This window comes from Streptomyces sp. R21 (assembly GCF_041051975.1).
Taxonomy (GTDB): domain Bacteria; phylum Actinomycetota; class Actinomycetes; order Streptomycetales; family Streptomycetaceae; genus Streptomyces.
This window is the reverse complement of record NZ_CP163435.1, coordinates 9347029-9362549: the sequence shown is the minus strand read 5'-3', so window position 1 is coordinate 9362549 and position 15521 is coordinate 9347029. Positions and strand designations below refer to the sequence as shown.

Here is a 15521-nt window from a genome sequence, read left to right as displayed (position 1 = left end):
CCTGAACCCGAGGACGCTCAGGCGCCCGCCGCGCCCGCCGCGCCCGCCGCACCTTCCGCTTGTACGGCCTCCGCCGCCTCCCGCGCGATCTCCTCGAACTGCGCGCCCATCGCTTCGGAGAGGGCGAGGGCCGCCGACAGCGGACGGACCATGACCATCAGGTCGTCGATCCTGCCGTCCTCATCCATGTGCAGGAAGTCGCAGCCGTGAATCTCCTTGTCGCCGACCTTCGCCTTGAACACCAGCGCGTGATCACGGCCGTCGGCGATCTCCCGCACGTACTCGAAGTCGGTGAAGACGCGGGAGACGCCGCGCAGGATGGCGGCGGTGATGGCCTTGCCGGGGTAGGGCTTGAAGACGACGGGGCTGGTGAAGACGACGTCGTCGGCCAGCAGCTTCTCGATGTCGGCGAATTCGCCGGCCTCGACGGCCTTGCGGAACGGGTGCATCACGCCCGCCTCTCATACTCAATTAATTGACTAGACGCGGAGTACGTTAGTCATCGAGACGGGCCACGTCCAGCACTCGGCGGACGGCTTCGGTGACCCACGACGGCCGGAACGCAGACGCCGGGCCGCGCTGGGCTGCCTCTCCTCCTGGTCGCCAAGTCGGCCTGCAGGGAGGCAGGTTGCTTCTGGCCCGTCTCTTGAGCGTGACCTTCCGCAGGACAGTCCGCTGCGACTGATCGACTGATTCGTCCCGGACGTGCGGTGGGCCCTTCCGTGACATCACGGAAGGGCCCATATCTTTGCCTCATTCATGCTCGTTACGGAACGCGGAAGGCTCTTCAGCACTCCTCCTGTGCGAAGGATGCACAAGAACCGGGACCGGAGACTGAGTGACATGGGTTTGACCAGCCAGGCAACCGTATACGCGATGGCGGCACTGGCCGCCGTGTGTGTCGCGCTGCTGGTCTGGCTGTGGCCACGGCTCGCCACGCCGGGGGTGCGGCATGTGCTCGGGCGCCTGGTGGCCATCGGGGTGACGCAGGTGACGATCGTCGCGGCGTTCGCGTGCTGGGTGAACTCTTCGTACCAGTTCTTCGGCTCCTGGAACGAGCTGTTCGGCAACGTCGACACCGCTCCCGTCGGCGTGACGCAGACGGCCGGCGGCAACGGCACGGTGAACGGCGTCAGCAGCGTCCACGGGTCGCTCGTACAGCCCGCCGGCAATGGCCAGTTGAACCACGTCACCGGACTGCCCACCGGGTCGGCCGAGGTCAGCGGGCGGGTGGAGTCGGTCAAGATCATCGGTCGGCGCACCGGCGTGGTCGACCCGGCCTTCGTCTACCTGCCGCCGCAGTACTTCCAGAAGGCGTATCACCGGATGCGCTTCCCGGTGATCGTCACGCTCAGCGGCTATCCCGGCAGCATCTTCAACCTCGCGCAGCACCTGCGGGTCTCGCAGACCGCCGGAGACTTGCAGAGCAAGCGCCAGATGCAGCCGACCATCATGGTGATGATCCGGCCGACGATCGCCCCACCGCGCGACACCGAGTGCGTGGATGTCCCCGGTGGCCCGCAGACCGAGACGTTCCTGGCCAAGGATCTCCCGGAGGCTCTGAAGTCCGTCTACCGGGTCGGCCACGACGCCAGCGCCTGGGGTGTCATGGGGTACTCCTCGGGCGCCAGTTGCGCCCTCCAGCTCACGATGCGCGACCCCGGCGCCTACACCACGGCCGCCGCTCTGTCGCCCGACTACCGGGTCAAGGACGACGCCACGACGGGCAACCTCTTCGGCACCGGCCTGGGCCGCGTCAACCGGGTCAACGGCCACGACCTGATGTGGCGGCTGGGGCACCTGCCCGCGCCCCAGGTCTCCGTCCTGGTGGCCAGCAGCAAGCACGGCGAACGGGGTTACGCGGAGACGCTGGACTTCATCAAGGCCGTCAAACCTCCGATGCGCGTCGCCTCGATCCTGCCCGAGAACGGCAGCCACAACTTCCCCACCTGGGTTCGGGAGATGCCCGCCGCCTTGAAGTGGATGAACCAGCAGCTGACCTTCCCGCAGGACGTCGTACCCCGGCACCTTCCGCACCTTCCCAAGAAGGGGACTCTCACCGAGGCCCAGCCCAAGCGTGGCCACGGCCCGGTGCGCGCCGATGGCCCTGAGTCCACGCCCACCGCCGCGTCGCGCAGGTGACCACGCCGCTGCCAGGGTGATCCCCAGCTGCCATGACAGACGTCTGACCCCGTCACCGGCGAGCGTCGCTCGCGGTCACCACGCTCACCACCCGTGCCGCACATGGGGAGCCACGTACGCCCGGAGAAAACCGACCCTCTCTACCTGCCAGGTGCGCGCGTAAGGGGGCGGATGGCCGTCCGGTCGGGTGAGCACGGCGACGGGTGTCCGGTGGGCGGCTCGGGTCAGTTCGGCCGGGGTGATGCTGGTGTCGTGGCCCCCGGTCTGAGCGGAGCGACAGCCGGTGTAGAAGGCGATCGGGACGGCCTCGTAGCCACTCAGCAGGCACGGCGGCCGTACACCGAGCGTGTGGAGGGCGGCTGCGGAGCGGGACCAGTCGACGCGGCCGGCCGCGGAGCCGTGCACCGTGCGCTCCAGGACGACGTACTGCCCGGCCAGATGGCCCGCCAGGCCGGCCGCCATCAGGCTCACGGTGAGGGTGCGCGCGGTCCCGCGGGTCGGGGCCCCGGCCAGGTGCGCAAGGCCGTGGGCGACGGGAAGGGCCAGCAGGGCGTAGGCGGGCAGCAGGAAGCGGGGCGCCGCGTAACCGATGAGGAACAAGTACGGAACGGCGGCCGTGACAGCGCAGGCCAGCGGGAGCAGGACGGGCAGCGCGTGCCGGGCGCGGACGGCGACCACCGCGCCGAGGGCGGCGAGGAGCGGCAGCGCGAACCACCACAGGGTCACGCAAGGGCTGGGGACCGACCCGGTGCAGGGCCGGCAGAGCGTGCGCCCGCCGAGAGCGCGCAGTTGGTCGACGACGGCGAGGTGCCAGCCGAGGCCGCCCTGGATGCGGGAGGCGTCGGACAGGCGTTGCGCGAGGCCGCCGTAGCCGGTGTACGCCTCGATCACCCACTCGCCGGCACCCGCCAGAAGCCCGGCGGCCAGCACCACCAGGAGACGCCGGCGGCGCAGGGAAAGAGCGATCAGGGGCAGCACGACATAGACCGCGTCCATCGGGCGCATCCACGTCATCAGCGTCGCCCCCGCGAACACACCCCACCAGGCTGCCTGGTCCCGAGCGTTCGAGCGGACGCGCAGGAAGCAGCCGACGCAGGCCAGGGCGCCGACAGCGACCCAGTAGTTGGGCATGGCCTGGAGGCCGTAGAACAGCGTCACCCAGAGGGAGGCGAACACGGCTCCCGCCAGGGCCAGAACGCGCGGCACGAAGTGGGCCCGCCAGACACGCAGGGCAACGTAGAGGGCCAGGCCCGAGAGGACGGCCAGGTACGCCCTGAGGAGGACCGTGGAGTCGGACCACGACGTGATCGGCGCGACAAGGAGAGAGACACCCCGGGCGCGGGGCGCGCTGAGGAAAGCAGCGGGAGCGTGGCCGCTGACCTGGCTGATGTAGACCGTCTCGTCCCAACCGAGACCGAGACCCGGCAGGACGAGGACGAGTTGGGCGAGAGTGAAGGCGGCCGCGACCGCCGCAAGCCTGGGCTCGATCCAAGGGCCCAGGGGCCGGGCGGCCTGCGGCGCGAGGCCGGTGCGCCGGGCACCGGCGGTCGTGGCGTTCGCGCCGTTGGCCATCCGCCACCTCTTGTCGTCGCACACCACCGCGTCGACTCCCCCTGCAGTACGTGGGGCTCCTTCAACCCCACGATCCGCAGGGTTACGGCGGGTGAGGGAATGTTTCCCCACGTCTGCAAGGGTGACCGAAATGGCTGGCAGCGGCCCGCACGACAGGCCCGAACGGCCCAGTGCGGGTGAGCTGGAGGGTGCGGTCCCGGCGGTCCTCCGGGCGACGGCGCCTACCGGGCGGACGTGCGTATGCACGGTGGACCGCACGCTGTTCAGGTTGCTTTCAGGACAGGAATGCCATCGTGCGGATCATGACCGCAGAGCACGTCCTCGACGATCGGCCCCTCGTCCCCGTACACCGCATGGCGAACAAGGTGCCGGAGGTCACCGTCTACTTCTGGATCATCAAGGTGCTGACCACCGGCATGGGCGAGACGGCGTCGGACCTCCTGGCCCGGCTGCTCGGCCCGGTGCCGGCGGTCGCGCTCGGCGGCCTTGCCCTGGCGGCCTCCCTGGCCGTCCAGTTCGCTCTCCGCCGGTACGTCGCCTGGGCCTACTGGACCGCCGTCGTCATGGTCAGCGTGTTCGGCACCATGGCCGCCGACGTCCTGCACGTCGGACTCGGCGTGCCGTACACCGTGTCGACGCCGGCCTTCCTGACCGTACTCGCCGCGGTCTTCGTCCTCTGGTACGCGAGCGAGCGGACCCTGTCCGTCCACACCATCCGGACCCGTCGTCGCGAAGCGTTCTACTGGGCGGCCGTTCTCGCCACCTTCGCCCTCGGCACCGCCGCGGGCGACCTCACCGCCACCGTCGGCTTCGGATACCTGGGGTCGGTCGTCCTCTTCGCCGCCGCCATCTGCGTCCCCGCCCTCGCCCATCGCCTCGGCGCCCTGAACGCGGTGACCGCCTTCTGGACCGCGTACGTCATCACCCGCCCCCTCGGCTCCTCCCTCGCCGACTGGATGGCGCTCGGCCACACCCGCGGCGGCCTGGGTCTGGGCCTGGCGCCTGTCACCCTCGCGTGGACGGCCGCGATCATCGGATTCGTCGGCTACCTGGCCGCGTCACAGCGCGACACGCGCACCCACGCCAGGGCCTGAGAACCCAGGAAGCGCAACGCGAGGTGGAGCCTGGCGACAAGGGTGTGTGTCCGGTGCCTGGCCGCGCTCCACACTCGCCCAAGAATGTCCGGAGACGTGACCGGGGCTCCGCGAGAGCCGATACTGCCGGATGTGAGCTACTGGGAGCGCCGGTCCACAACTACATCCTCATCCTCACCTGATATCCCGTCAGTAAAGTCAGCGACAGGTCGGCATCAGCCCCGCCGGATCCGCTTCCAGCCGCCACGGACCGCCGAGACCGAAAACCTTCCGCACTCGCTCCGCCCAGGGAAGACACTGGTCGGAGGCTCAGATGCCACGCTCACTTGGAGGTACCCATGAGGATGCTCATCAACGTCGCGGAGACGGTGGTCGCGGACGCGTTGCGGGGCATGGCGGCCGCTCATCCGGAGCTGACGGTGGACGTGGAGAACCGCGTGATCGTACGGCGGGACGCTCCGCTGGCCGGAAAGGTGGGCCTCGTCTCCGGCGGCGGATCGGGACACGAGCCGCTGCACGGCGGTTTCGTGGGGCCGGGGATGCTGTCGGCGGCATGCCCCGGCGAGGTGTTCACGTCTCCGGTGCCGGACCAGATGGTGCGGGCCGCGGCCGCCGTGGACAGCGGTGCGGGCGTGCTGTTCATCGTGAAGAACTACACGGGCGACGTACTCAACTTCGACATGGCGGCGGAGCTGGCCGAGGACGAGGGCATCCAGATCGCGAAGGTCCTCGTCAACGACGACGTCGCCGTCACCGACAGCCTGTACACGGCGGGGCGGCGCGGCACGGGCGCGACGCTGTTCGTCGAGAAGATCGCGGGCGCCGCCGCCGACGAGGGCGCGCCCCTGGAGCGGGTCCAGGCGCTGGCCCGGCAGGTCAACGAGAACTCCCGCAGTTTCGGGGTCGCCCTCAGCGCCTGCACCACTCCGGCCAAGGGCAGTCCGACCTTCGATCTGCCGCCCGGGGAGCTGGAGTTGGGCGTCGGCATCCACGGCGAACCCGGCCGCGAGCGGCGCGCGATGATGACCTCGCGAGAGATCGCCGACTTCTCCGTGCACGCGATCCTGGACGACTTCACGCCACGCAATCCCGTGCTGGTCCTGGTGAACGGCATGGGCGCGACCCCGCTCCTGGAGCTGTATGGCTTCAACGCCGAGGTGCAGCGCGTCCTGACCGAGCGCGGGGTGCCGGTGGCACGCACGCTCGTCGGCAACTACGTCACCTCGCTCGACATGGCCGGCGCCTCGGTGACACTGTGCCAGGTCGACGAGGAACTGCTGCGCCTGTGGGACGCACCGGTCAGCACGCCCGGTCTGCGCTGGGGCATGTGAGCCTGTCCGGCCCTTCACCTGTGAGACTTCCTGACTCTTCGTCAACATCCGCACCACGCAAGGAGATTCCGTGCTCGACGCCGACTTCTTCCGCCGTTGGATGACGGCGACCGCCGCGTCCGTGGACCGCGAGGCGGAACGGCTGACCGACCTGGACTCGCCGATCGGGGACGCCGACCACGGCAGCAATATGCAGCGCGGGTTCATCGCCGTGGTGGCCACGCTGGAGAAGGAGGCACCGGACACCCCCGGCGCCGTCCTGATGCTCGCCGGTCGGCAGCTGATCTCGACGGTCGGCGGCGCCTCCGGGCCGCTGTACGGGACACTGCTGCGCCGGACCGGCAAGGAACTCGGTGACGCGGCCGAGGTCGACGAGGCGCAGTTCACGGACGCGCTGCGCACCGGCGTCGACGCCGTGATGACGCTGGGCGGTGCGGCACCGGGCGACAAGACCATGATCGACGCACTGGTGCCCGCCGTCGACGCGCTCGAGGACTCCTTCACCGCGGCGCGAGCGGCGGCCGAGGAGGGCGCCCTCGCGACGACGCCGCTGCAGGCCCGCAAGGGCCGGGCGAGCTATCTGGGCGAGCGCAGCATCGGGCACCAGGACCCGGGCGCCACGTCCTCGGCCCTGCTGATCGCCGCGCTCGCCGAGACCGCGGGTGAGTCCGATGAGTGACGCCACGGACAAGCTGGTCGGGATCGTGCTCGTGTCCCACAGCGCCGCCGTCGCCGCTTCGGTCGCCGAGCTGGCGACGGGGCTGGCGGGCGGCGGCACCACCGCGCCCGTCGCCCCGGCCGGCGGTACCGCGGACGGCGGCCTGGGCACGAGCGCCGAGCTGATCTCCGCGGCGGCCGCCTCGGTGGACCGGGGCGCCGGGGTCGCGGTCCTCACCGATCTCGGCAGCGCGGTCCTCACCGTGAAGGCTCTGCTCGCCGAGGGCGACGAACTCCCGGACCGCACCCGCCTGGTGGACGCGCCCTTCGTCGAGGGCGCGGTCGCCGCGGTCGTCACGGCCTCGGCGGGCGCCGACCTCGCGGCGGTGGAGGCGGCGGCCGCGGAGGCGTACGCGTACCGCAAGGAGTGACGCGACCGCGCCGGGGAGCGCGGCCGTCCGCCGCTCGCCTCGGCGCGCCGCTAATTCTCCCGGAGGAACTTCCGCGCCAGCGAGTCCCCCAGCTTCACCGCGGCCCGGTGGCTCTCGATCGGTGACACCTGCGAGCCCTTGAAGAGAAGGTAGGTGACCCCGGCAGGCGTTCCGCCGCCGCGCGGGTCGGGGCGGATGCCGAGGGCCTTGGCCGTGGCGTAGGACGCCTCGCCGATGACGTCGTGCGGGCCGGTGTCCCCGACGACCGCGTACTGGACGCGGTCCTTGTAGATCACGGCCGCCACCGCGCCGCCCCGGACGTCGTGGTCGCGGTGGTTCCAGATCCGGCTGGCGGCGGGCACGACGACGTACGGGAGGGTCTCGGCGTTCAGATGGCGCCCGTCGGACTGCTGGTAGGCCGTGGAGGCGGAGAAGAGAGGGTCGGTACGGCGGTTGCAGCGCGGCCCCGGCCGGCCGTCGCAGTCGATGTCCATGTCCGCCTTCCAGAACACGGCGCCCTGCTTGCCGCAGACGGGGATGTTGGCGCGTGTGCCGTCGTCGCTGCGGTAGCGCCCCTTGGACACGGGGGTGCAGCCACGCACCTTGGCCAGCAGGTCGGCGGCGCCGACCGTGCCCTCACGCGCCGCCGGAGCGTGGTGCGGGCGGGCGACGGCCACCGGAGCCGCCCCCGATCCGGCGGGGCCGACAGCCGAGGCATGCGTGGTGGGGGCGAGCAGAGCGGCACCGGCCGCGGCCAGCGTGAGCGACTGGACACGCACGATAAAGGACCCTCTCCTGGGGGACAGTGACGGGCACTCAACCAAACCTGGGGGGCATCTGACGGTCCGTCCACTGGAAGGGGGCCGGACGGTGCACGGAGGCCGCGGGCCGGCGTCGGACTCCTGCCGTCCGCCCGGAGAGAGGGCGCCGTGCGGCCGAGGGCCCGAGCCGTGGTCGGCTCCGGCCACTCGACCGCCCTGGCCGGCGCGGGATCTGCGACGACAGCGGTCCGCGCCGCGGGCGTGAACTCCCCTGCGAAAAGGGCGAGTTCACGCCGCATCAGGCATCAGCATACGTAGCCCGTGAACGGTCCGGCGAACAGGCCTCCGCCCTCTTGATGCGAGCGCGTCAACGATGTCCAATAGGTACAGACCAATCCCAGCGAGGGGAGGTACGGACGTGCGACACGTTGCCGCCGCGGTCCTCTGCGGCTCGCTGCTCGCCCTGACGTCCTGTGGATGGGGCGGCCCCGGCAACGGCCAGGATGTCCGGCTGCCCTCCGCCCCCATGGGGGTCACCGCCGCCGCGGGCAGCGCGACCAGCGTGCACGTCATGTGGAACCGGGCCACCGGCAAGCCGCCGATCACCCGGTACGAGGTGTATCGCGGCACCACGAAAGTCAAGGAAGTGCCCGGTGCGGAGCACATGGTGGACGTCACCAGGCTCGCCCCGTCCACGGCCTACGTCTTCACGGTCCGCGCTCTCGACGCCAACGGACACGCCGGCCCGCCCAGCGAACAGGTGCGCGCCACCACACCGGCGGCGGTCGCGGCCGACCACACGCCCCCGACCCGCCCCGGCCGGCCGAGCGGCAGGGCGGTCGGGAGCCGGGCGGCCCAGTTGTCCTGGGTGAAGTCGACGGACGACCGGGGCGTGGCGTCGTACGACATCTACCAGGGCACCACGAAGATCCACAGCGTCGGCGGCGGCCAGACCGCGACCGTGGTCACCGGTCTGCGGCCGGGCACCCACTACTCCTTCTCCGTGCGGGCCCGCGACGCGGCGGACAATCTCTCGCCCCCGAGCGACGCCGTCCGGCTCACCACCGCGCCGGGCACGGACGACGGACGGGGCACGGCGCCGACCGAATTCCGCGCGACGAGCCACCGCGCGGAGGGGGCGTACTACCTGGACCTGTCCTGGCTGCCGCCGCACGCCGACGGCGTCATCACCGAGTACCAGATCCACCTCGACGGGCAGCCCGCGACCTTACTGGTCTGGGGCGGCACCGCGCCCAGCGGCAAGGCCGCCTACAGCTTCTATGTGGGGCGGGAGGCAGGCGAAGTCCACCAGGTGCGGATCCGGGCGAAGCTCCCGGACGGCACATGGGGCGGGTTCTCGGCGGAGCGGACGGTGACCACCGGCGGCGACCACCGATAGGGCGAGCGTAGGGTGGAGCTCATGGTCCATAAGGAACCGAATGGCCTGCCCGGAGTCGGAGCGCCGCTGGATCTGTCGCTGCTGCGCACCTTTCTCGCCGTCCACCGCGCCGGATCGTTCACGGCGGCCGCGCGGCTGCTGGGCCTGTCCCAGCCGACGGTGACGATGCAGATGCGCGCGCTGGAGGAGCAGTTGGGCCGCGAGCTGTTCGAGCGGCGGCCGCGCGGGGTGGTGCCCACGTCGGTGGCGGACGAACTGGCCGCGCAGGTCGCCGCGCCGCTCGACGCCCTCGCGGTGGTCGCGGACCGCGGCGGACTCGGCGACCCCGACCAGCCGCCGGACCCGGTCCACCTCGCCGGTCCGGCGGAGCTCCTGTGCACCCGCGTGCTGCCCGCACTGGCGCCACTGACCGCCCAGGGCGTACGTCTGCGGATCGTCACCGGGCTGACCGACGACCTCCTGGAGGGACTGCGCGGCGGCCGCTTCGACCTGGTGATCGCCACCAGCCGGCCGCGCGGCCGCACCCTCACCTCCGTGGCACTCGCGGACGAGGAGTTCGTGCTGGTCGCCTCGCCCGAGTGGGCCGAGCGCATCGGTCCCGACCGGGTGGCCGCCACGGGGCCCGCCGCGCTGCACGGTGTGCCACTGGTGACGTACGCGGAGGATCTGCCCATCGCGCGCCGCTACTGGCGGCACGTGTTCGGCGTACGGCTCGGCGGTCAGGCGGCGATCACGGTGCCCGACCTGCGGGGTGTGCTCGCGGCGGTGGTCGCCGGCGCCGGGATCGGTGTGCTCCCCCGCTATCTCTGCCTCGCCGAACTGGCCTCGGGCGCCCTGGTGCCCCTGCTGGCCCCCGAGGACCCGCCGATCAACACCGCGTACCTGACCCGACGCCCCGGAGCGCCGGACAACCCGCATGCGGTGCTCGTGCGCGAGCGGCTGATCCAGGCGGGCCGCACCTGGTGACCGGCACGGTGCGGTGACCACTGCGTCGCAGCTGCCCTGACAGCTCGTCCGCCGCCGGCGACAGCCCGTCAGCGGTGGGCCGGACGAAGGAATCCGTCACCTGCCCGGGCCCCTCCCGGGTGCGGACCCGGTCAGGTACACGTTGGCTCGCCCTGAGGCAGCACGGACGCTTCCCAATCCCCGGCGGCGCATGGGACGTACCGCCAACCGTGCCGCTGGAGGCAGTCCTATGCGTACTACCCAGCTACTTCTCCGATCCGGCCTGACCGTGGCCGCCGCCGCGCTTCCCCTTTCCCTGGCCGCTCCGTCGGCGGTCGCCGTGGGGTCGGGGATCTCGGTGAGCACCAGCGGGACCTCGGTCACGGTCACCACCAGCGCGTGCCCGACGATGGCCACGGACGGCAGTTTCGGCAAGGCCGCGCTGCTGTCCAGTGGCCAGGCGAACTTCGCGCAGGGGCGTCAGACGACATTGTCCGGTACCAGTACGCAGCAGTCGGCCGCCTGGTCGAACGTGAGCGCCGGCACCTATACCGTCATCGTGCTGTGCACGGACAACTCGACCGCGGGCACCCAGTCCATCATCGTGTCGACCCCCACGATCTCCGCGACGGCCACCGCCTCGCCCTCGCGTGGGGTCATGGGCGGTCTCGGCGGAGCGACCAAGGACTACGGCACCGCCACCCTCGCGGGCGGCGGAGCTCTGGTGGCCGTGGGAGCCGTGGCGACAGCCTGGTTCCTGCGTCGGCGGGCCAAGCCCCACCGGCTCTGATCGCTTCTCGCACCGGCGGCCGTCCCCCTCGCAGGGGCGGCCGCCTAGTTGTGCCGCTCGTGCGCGGGCAGTTCGGCGAACTCCTCCAGGGCGTGGGTCAGCCACTGGATCCAGAAGGTCTCGTGATCGATGCCGGCGCGGAGAACGAGGTGTTGCAGGCGGACTTGAGGACCGTCCTTGCCGGGCGGGAAGTCGCGCTGCTGGATTTCCTCGTACTCGGCCAGCTGCTGCTGGTGGAGGGCGAGATGGCGGCGCAGATCGGCCTCGATGCCGGTGGTGCCGACGACGGCTGCCGCGCGCAGGCGCAGCAGCATCGTGTTGCGCAGCGGCTTGGGGTCCTGGGTGGCGGCGGTCCAGCGGGCCAGTTCGTCGCGGCCCGCTGTCAGTACCTCGTAGCTCTTCTTCTGGCCGCGGGCCGGATGTTCGGCGGGCAGGGCGCGGATGTACCCCTCGGCCTCCAGCTTGCCCAGCTCGCGGTAGATCTGCTGATGCGTCGCCGACCAGAAGTAGCCGATCGACTTGTCGAACCGCCGGGTCAGCTCCAGGCCCGACGACGGCTTCTCGAGCAGGGCGGTGAGGATCGCGTGCGGGAGGGACATGGAGTCATCCTAGGGACGGCCCGTGCACTCCCCTGCACGGCAGCGCCCGGTGGGAGTGGTTCAGCCGAGGGTCACCTGGGCGACGAGTTCGGCGACCCGTGCGGGCTGGTCGACCATCACCAGATGGCCCGCGTCGGGCACCTCGACCAGCGTGACATCGGGGGCGGCTTCGAGGCCCGCGCGCTCCGCGTCGGTCAGGCCGATCTCGTCGCGGTCCCCGCGCACCACCCAGGCGGGCACACCCGACTCGCGCAGCCGTGGAACCAGCGATCCGTGCCGGTCGAGATAGGCGTAGTACTGCCGGGTGGCCCGGCGGCAGAACGCGGCGTCGTTCTTCTTCAGCTCGGCGACCAGCGCCTCGCGCCTGGCCGGAGGCAGACTGCTCGCCATCGCGCGCGGTGCCGTCCACACCAGAGCGGACCAGATCAGGGCACCGATGCCGGGCAGCCGTCCCAGACGGTCGGCGATCGCGAGAAACTTTGCCTCATCGGGTCGGGAGAAGGTCGGGGAGAGCAGGACGAGCGGGCCGGTGAAGTGGCCGCCCGCCGCCATCTCCAGGGCGATGTTGGCGCCGATGCTGTGACCGACCACGACGTCGCAGCCCTTCTTTGCGGCGAGCGCGCCCGCGAGTGCCGCGTAGTTCTCCAGGCCGAGGTCCAGTGGGGCCGGAGTGCCGGCGTAACCGGGAACGGTCGCGGCCACCAGGCGGACCGGCGCGGAGGCGAGCGCGGGTGCGGCCGTCAGGTCGTCGTAGAACGCCGTGCTGCACAACCCGCCGGGCAGCAACAGCACGCTCTTGGCCGCGTCGGCGGGCCCCGACTCATGAACGTCCCACGCGTGGAACTCCTCGACACTGCTCACGATCGGACCTCCGTCTCGCCCCTGCGGTCGGCCACAGTGTGACGGACCGCCCGGAGCGAGACGCCGACCCTGGACCGAACGCGGCATGTCGGACGGGCCGGCCGCCGGCACCTCTCTCGTTCCCGGAGGCCGGATCACCTGAAGCGGAGCGGCCTAACTCCTGGTGCCGATCACGACGTTGGCGTACAGCTCCTCCGATACGGCGAGCCGGGCGCTGAGGCCGCTGCGGGTGAACGTGTCGAGTGCCGAGGGGACTTGACGCTCACTCGTCTCGACGAACAGGGAGCCGCCGGGTGCCAGCCACGCGGGGGCCTCGGCAGCGACGCGGCGCAGGACGTCGAGGCCGTCCGCGCCTCCGTCGAGCGCGACCAGGGGTTCGTGGTCGCGGGCCTCGGTCGGCAGCAGACCGACCTTGCCGGTGGGGACGTAGGGCACGTTGGCCGCGAGGAGGTCGATACGGCCGCGCAGGGTGTCCGGCAGCGCCGCGAACAGGTCGCCCTCGTGCGCGTGACCGCCGTACGGGGCAATGTTGCGGCGGGCACAGCGCACCGCGGCGGGATCGATGTCGGCGGCGTGCAGTTCGGGCCCGCCGAGCGATGCGGCCAGCGCGGCGCCCACCGCGCCCGAGCCGCAGCACAGGTCCACGACGACGGACGTGTCGCGGCCGAGGGCGAGGGCCTGGTCGACCAGGAACTCGGTGCGGCGGCGGGGGACGAAGACGCCGGGCTCCATTGCGATGCGCAGTCCGTGGAACCCGGCCCAGCCGACGACGTGTTCGAGGGGCAGTCCCGCGACGCGCCGGTCCACCATGGCGGCGGCCTCGTCCGGGGTGCGGGCGGTGGAGAGGATCAACTCCGCCTCGTCCTCGGCGAAAACACAGCCCGCGGAGCGGAGCGCGGCGACGACGGACGCGGGGGAAACCGGGGAAGCGGGGGGAAGAGAAGACATGGAGACCGAGGGCCTTTCGATGAACCGAAGGGCGCTCTCGCGGTCAGCTAACGGCGGTGAGCCGCACTGCCTTGAGGTGAGAGCACCCGACCTGACACAGCGGTAATGGGTCTCACCTCCTCGGCAACTGCGTGGCTGGGACACTCCACAGCCAGGACGGCAACAGTACAGGAACGCGTCGCCGCTCAGACGGCGACCGTCTCCTCCATTTCCGCGTCCTGCTCGGCGTCCTGCTCGGTGTTCTCCACTTCGGCGGACTGCCGCTCGGGCAGCGGCTCTTCGTCTACGGCTCCACGGGCGCGCACGTGCTCTACGGCACCGGCGACGGCCGTGACCAGCAGGCCGACGGCGAGCCAGGCGACGAGCGTCCAGACGTTGCCGGCGAGACCGTCGCCGTCGAAGTACAGGAGGCTGCGCGCGCCCTCGACGAATCCGGCGCCGTTCCAGAACGCGTGCAGTGTGCCGAAGAAACTGTTCTGCAGCTCGGGCCGGAACAGGCCGCCGGAGCTGGTGAAGTTGAGCATCACGAAGAGCACCATCATCGCGAGCGTGGTCCACCGCTTGAGGAAGGTGTGCAGCCCGACGCCGACGAAGAGGATGCCCGCGGAGTAGAGCCAGCTCATGCCCCACAGACCGGTGAGGTCATGGGAGGCGAGGTGGAACACGGGCCCGGCGAGCAGCGCGCCGATGCCGCTGACGACCCCGGACACACCGACGGCCAGCAGTGCCCGCACCCGCAGGGGCAGTCCGCCGCCCGCGGCGCCGAGGGCGGCGACGGACGCGTACGAGCCGATGCTCAGCGCGATGAGCAGGAAGAACAGGCCCTGGCCCGTGGGGTCGTCGTCGGTCGGAGGGGCGACGTCGGTAATCTTCAGGGGGACGCCCTGCTGGGCGGCGACGGGCGTGAAGACCTTCTCGACAGCGGTGGCGCCCATGTCGGAGGCGGCCGTGGCGACGACGAGCTCGGGCGCCTTGGTGTCGAGCACATAGGCGCCGGTGATGTCGCGGGACTTGAGCAGGTCGACCGCGGCGGAGCGACTGGCGACGGTCCGCACGTCGAGCGCGTCCCCGGCCTTGTCCTTGACCGTCTGCGCGAACACCTTCACCTCGGGGCCGGAGCCGACGACGGCGACGGGCAGGTGATGGGGCTCGGGCGTGACGAAGGCGCCCATGTAGGCGAGCCCCATACCGAGGCACATCAGCAGCGGGGTGATCAGGTGGGTGAGCACATGGCGGAGCGCGGGTGACCTCAGACCGGCGGCCACTCCCCCGGCGGCGCTGTGGCTCTCGGGACTCCCGGCCCGGTGACTGGCGGACATACCCACGACCTCCAATTGGTTGGCTTATACAACTCTCACTTCAAGTTGTACTATACAACCAGTAGAGGGAAAGAGGTCACCGTGAGCGCAGCCGAAGTGCCCGATGAGACCGGTGTCACTGATCAGGCCGGCGCGGCCATGACCGCCGAGGATGCCGTCGAGACCATCCAGCGCGAGATGACGGCCTTCGCCCGGCGCGCCAGGGCCTCGGCCGGGCGCATGCACCCCGAGCTGTCACTCGTCTCCTACACCCTGCTGGGTCATCTGGAGGAGAGCGGCGGGTGCCGGGCCACCGACCTGGCAGTGCACTACGCGCTGGACAAGTCCACGGTCAGCCGGCAGGTGGCCGCGCTGGAGCACGCCCAGCTCATCGAGCGGCGCCTCGACCCGGGGGACCACCGTGTCCAGGTCCTGCATCTGACGGACGTCGGCACGCAGATTCTCGCCCAGGTCACCGAGAGCCGCCGGGTCGCCTTCCGCGAACGGCTGGAGGGCTGGGCCGAGGACGACCTCGCCCGCTTCGCGGCGTATCTGCTGCGGTACAACGCGGCGGCCGCGCAGACCTCGCCCGGGGCTCCCGCAACGGACTGATCGGCCGTGCCCTCGGCGGGCACGACCGATCGGAGAACCTCAAGGGCGCGTCGGTCAGCCCCGTGCTCACCGACGCCCGCG

General features: G+C 71.3%; 16 protein-coding genes. 9 read left to right on the top strand and 7 right to left on the bottom strand.

Going from position 1 to position 15521, the window contains the following annotated elements:
* Positions 1–17: 17 nt before the first annotated feature.
* Complete coding sequence (locus AB5J56_RS41955; protein ID WP_369243105.1) at positions 18–449, bottom strand: nuclear transport factor 2 family protein; 432 nt, start codon at positions 447–449, stop codon at positions 18–20.
* Positions 450–843: 394 nt separating this feature from the next.
* Between AB5J56_RS41955 and AB5J56_RS41950 the strand changes: the two genes are divergently transcribed.
* Complete coding sequence (locus AB5J56_RS41950; protein ID WP_369241221.1) at positions 844–2142, top strand: alpha/beta hydrolase; 1299 nt, start codon at positions 844–846, stop codon at positions 2140–2142.
* A gap of 84 nt (positions 2143–2226) precedes the next feature.
* Here AB5J56_RS41950 and AB5J56_RS41945 read toward each other — a convergent pair whose 3' ends face one another.
* A complete protein-coding gene (locus AB5J56_RS41945; protein WP_369241219.1) occupies positions 2227–3714 on the bottom strand; it encodes a hypothetical protein in 1488 nt (495 codons plus the stop codon).
* A gap of 302 nt (positions 3715–4016) precedes the next feature.
* On the opposite strand from AB5J56_RS41945, the gene AB5J56_RS41940 reads away from it, so the two are divergent.
* The 4 genes from AB5J56_RS41940 to AB5J56_RS41925 all read left to right on the top strand — a co-directional run bounded on the left by AB5J56_RS41940 (position 4017) and on the right by AB5J56_RS41925 (position 7227).
* Complete coding sequence (locus AB5J56_RS41940; RefSeq protein ID WP_369241217.1) at positions 4017–4808, top strand: hypothetical protein; 792 nt, start codon at positions 4017–4019, stop codon at positions 4806–4808.
* Between the two features lie 338 nt (positions 4809–5146).
* Positions 5147–6139, top strand: coding sequence for a dihydroxyacetone kinase subunit DhaK (gene dhaK / locus AB5J56_RS41935; protein WP_369241215.1), 993 nt, complete (start codon positions 5147–5149; stop codon positions 6137–6139).
* Between the two features lie 70 nt (positions 6140–6209).
* Positions 6210–6818, top strand: a complete 609-nt coding sequence (gene dhaL, locus AB5J56_RS41930) for a dihydroxyacetone kinase subunit DhaL (protein ID WP_369241213.1) — start codon at positions 6210–6212, stop codon at positions 6816–6818.
* Positions 6811–7227 (top strand): PTS-dependent dihydroxyacetone kinase phosphotransferase subunit DhaM, encoded by a 417-nt coding sequence (locus tag AB5J56_RS41925; RefSeq protein ID WP_369241211.1) that lies wholly within the window; start codon positions 6811–6813, stop codon positions 7225–7227. The genes dhaL and AB5J56_RS41925 overlap by 8 nt, the downstream gene beginning before the upstream one ends.
* Before the next feature lie 50 nt (positions 7228–7277).
* Here the strand turns inward: AB5J56_RS41925 and AB5J56_RS41920 are convergent, their stop codons facing one another.
* Complete coding sequence (locus AB5J56_RS41920) at positions 7278–8006, bottom strand: glycoside hydrolase family 75 protein (RefSeq protein WP_369241209.1); 729 nt, start codon at positions 8004–8006, stop codon at positions 7278–7280.
* Positions 8007–8361: 355 nt separating this feature from the next.
* On the opposite strand from AB5J56_RS41920, the gene AB5J56_RS41915 reads away from it, so the two are divergent.
* The 3 genes from AB5J56_RS41915 to AB5J56_RS41905 all read left to right on the top strand — a co-directional run bounded on the left by AB5J56_RS41915 (position 8362) and on the right by AB5J56_RS41905 (position 11122).
* A complete protein-coding gene (locus AB5J56_RS41915) occupies positions 8362–9387 on the top strand; it encodes a fibronectin type III domain-containing protein (protein WP_369241207.1) in 1026 nt (341 codons plus the stop codon).
* 21 nt (positions 9388–9408) lie between these two features.
* Positions 9409–10353 carry a LysR family transcriptional regulator gene (locus AB5J56_RS41910; RefSeq protein WP_369241205.1) on the top strand — a complete coding sequence of 315 codons (945 nt, stop codon included), beginning with the start codon at positions 9409–9411 and terminating at the stop codon, positions 10351–10353.
* 229 nt (positions 10354–10582) lie between these two features.
* Complete coding sequence (locus AB5J56_RS41905; protein WP_369241203.1) at positions 10583–11122, top strand: hypothetical protein; 540 nt, start codon at positions 10583–10585, stop codon at positions 11120–11122.
* A 44-nt stretch (positions 11123–11166) separates the two neighbouring features.
* Here AB5J56_RS41905 and AB5J56_RS41900 read toward each other — a convergent pair whose 3' ends face one another.
* The 4 genes from AB5J56_RS41900 to AB5J56_RS41885 all read right to left on the bottom strand — a co-directional run bounded on the left by AB5J56_RS41900 (position 11167) and on the right by AB5J56_RS41885 (position 14729).
* Positions 11167–11721 carry a PadR family transcriptional regulator gene (locus tag AB5J56_RS41900; protein WP_369241201.1) on the bottom strand — a complete coding sequence of 185 codons (555 nt, stop codon included), beginning with the start codon at positions 11719–11721 and terminating at the stop codon, positions 11167–11169.
* Positions 11722–11781: 60 nt separating this feature from the next.
* Complete coding sequence (locus tag AB5J56_RS41895) at positions 11782–12582, bottom strand: alpha/beta fold hydrolase (RefSeq protein ID WP_369241199.1); 801 nt, start codon at positions 12580–12582, stop codon at positions 11782–11784.
* 153 nt (positions 12583–12735) lie between these two features.
* A complete protein-coding gene (locus AB5J56_RS41890) occupies positions 12736–13530 on the bottom strand; it encodes a putative protein N(5)-glutamine methyltransferase (protein WP_369241197.1) in 795 nt (264 codons plus the stop codon).
* A gap of 185 nt (positions 13531–13715) precedes the next feature.
* On the bottom strand, positions 13716–14729 hold the full coding sequence (locus AB5J56_RS41885) for a hypothetical protein (protein ID WP_369243103.1): 1014 nt from the start codon (positions 14727–14729) through the stop codon (positions 13716–13718).
* Between the two features lie 258 nt (positions 14730–14987).
* Here AB5J56_RS41885 and AB5J56_RS41880 point away from each other — a divergent pair, with 258 nt between their 5' ends.
* Positions 14988–15440 carry a MarR family winged helix-turn-helix transcriptional regulator gene (locus tag AB5J56_RS41880; RefSeq protein WP_369243101.1) on the top strand — a complete coding sequence of 151 codons (453 nt, stop codon included), beginning with the start codon at positions 14988–14990 and terminating at the stop codon, positions 15438–15440.
* Positions 15441–15521 lie beyond the last annotated feature (81 nt).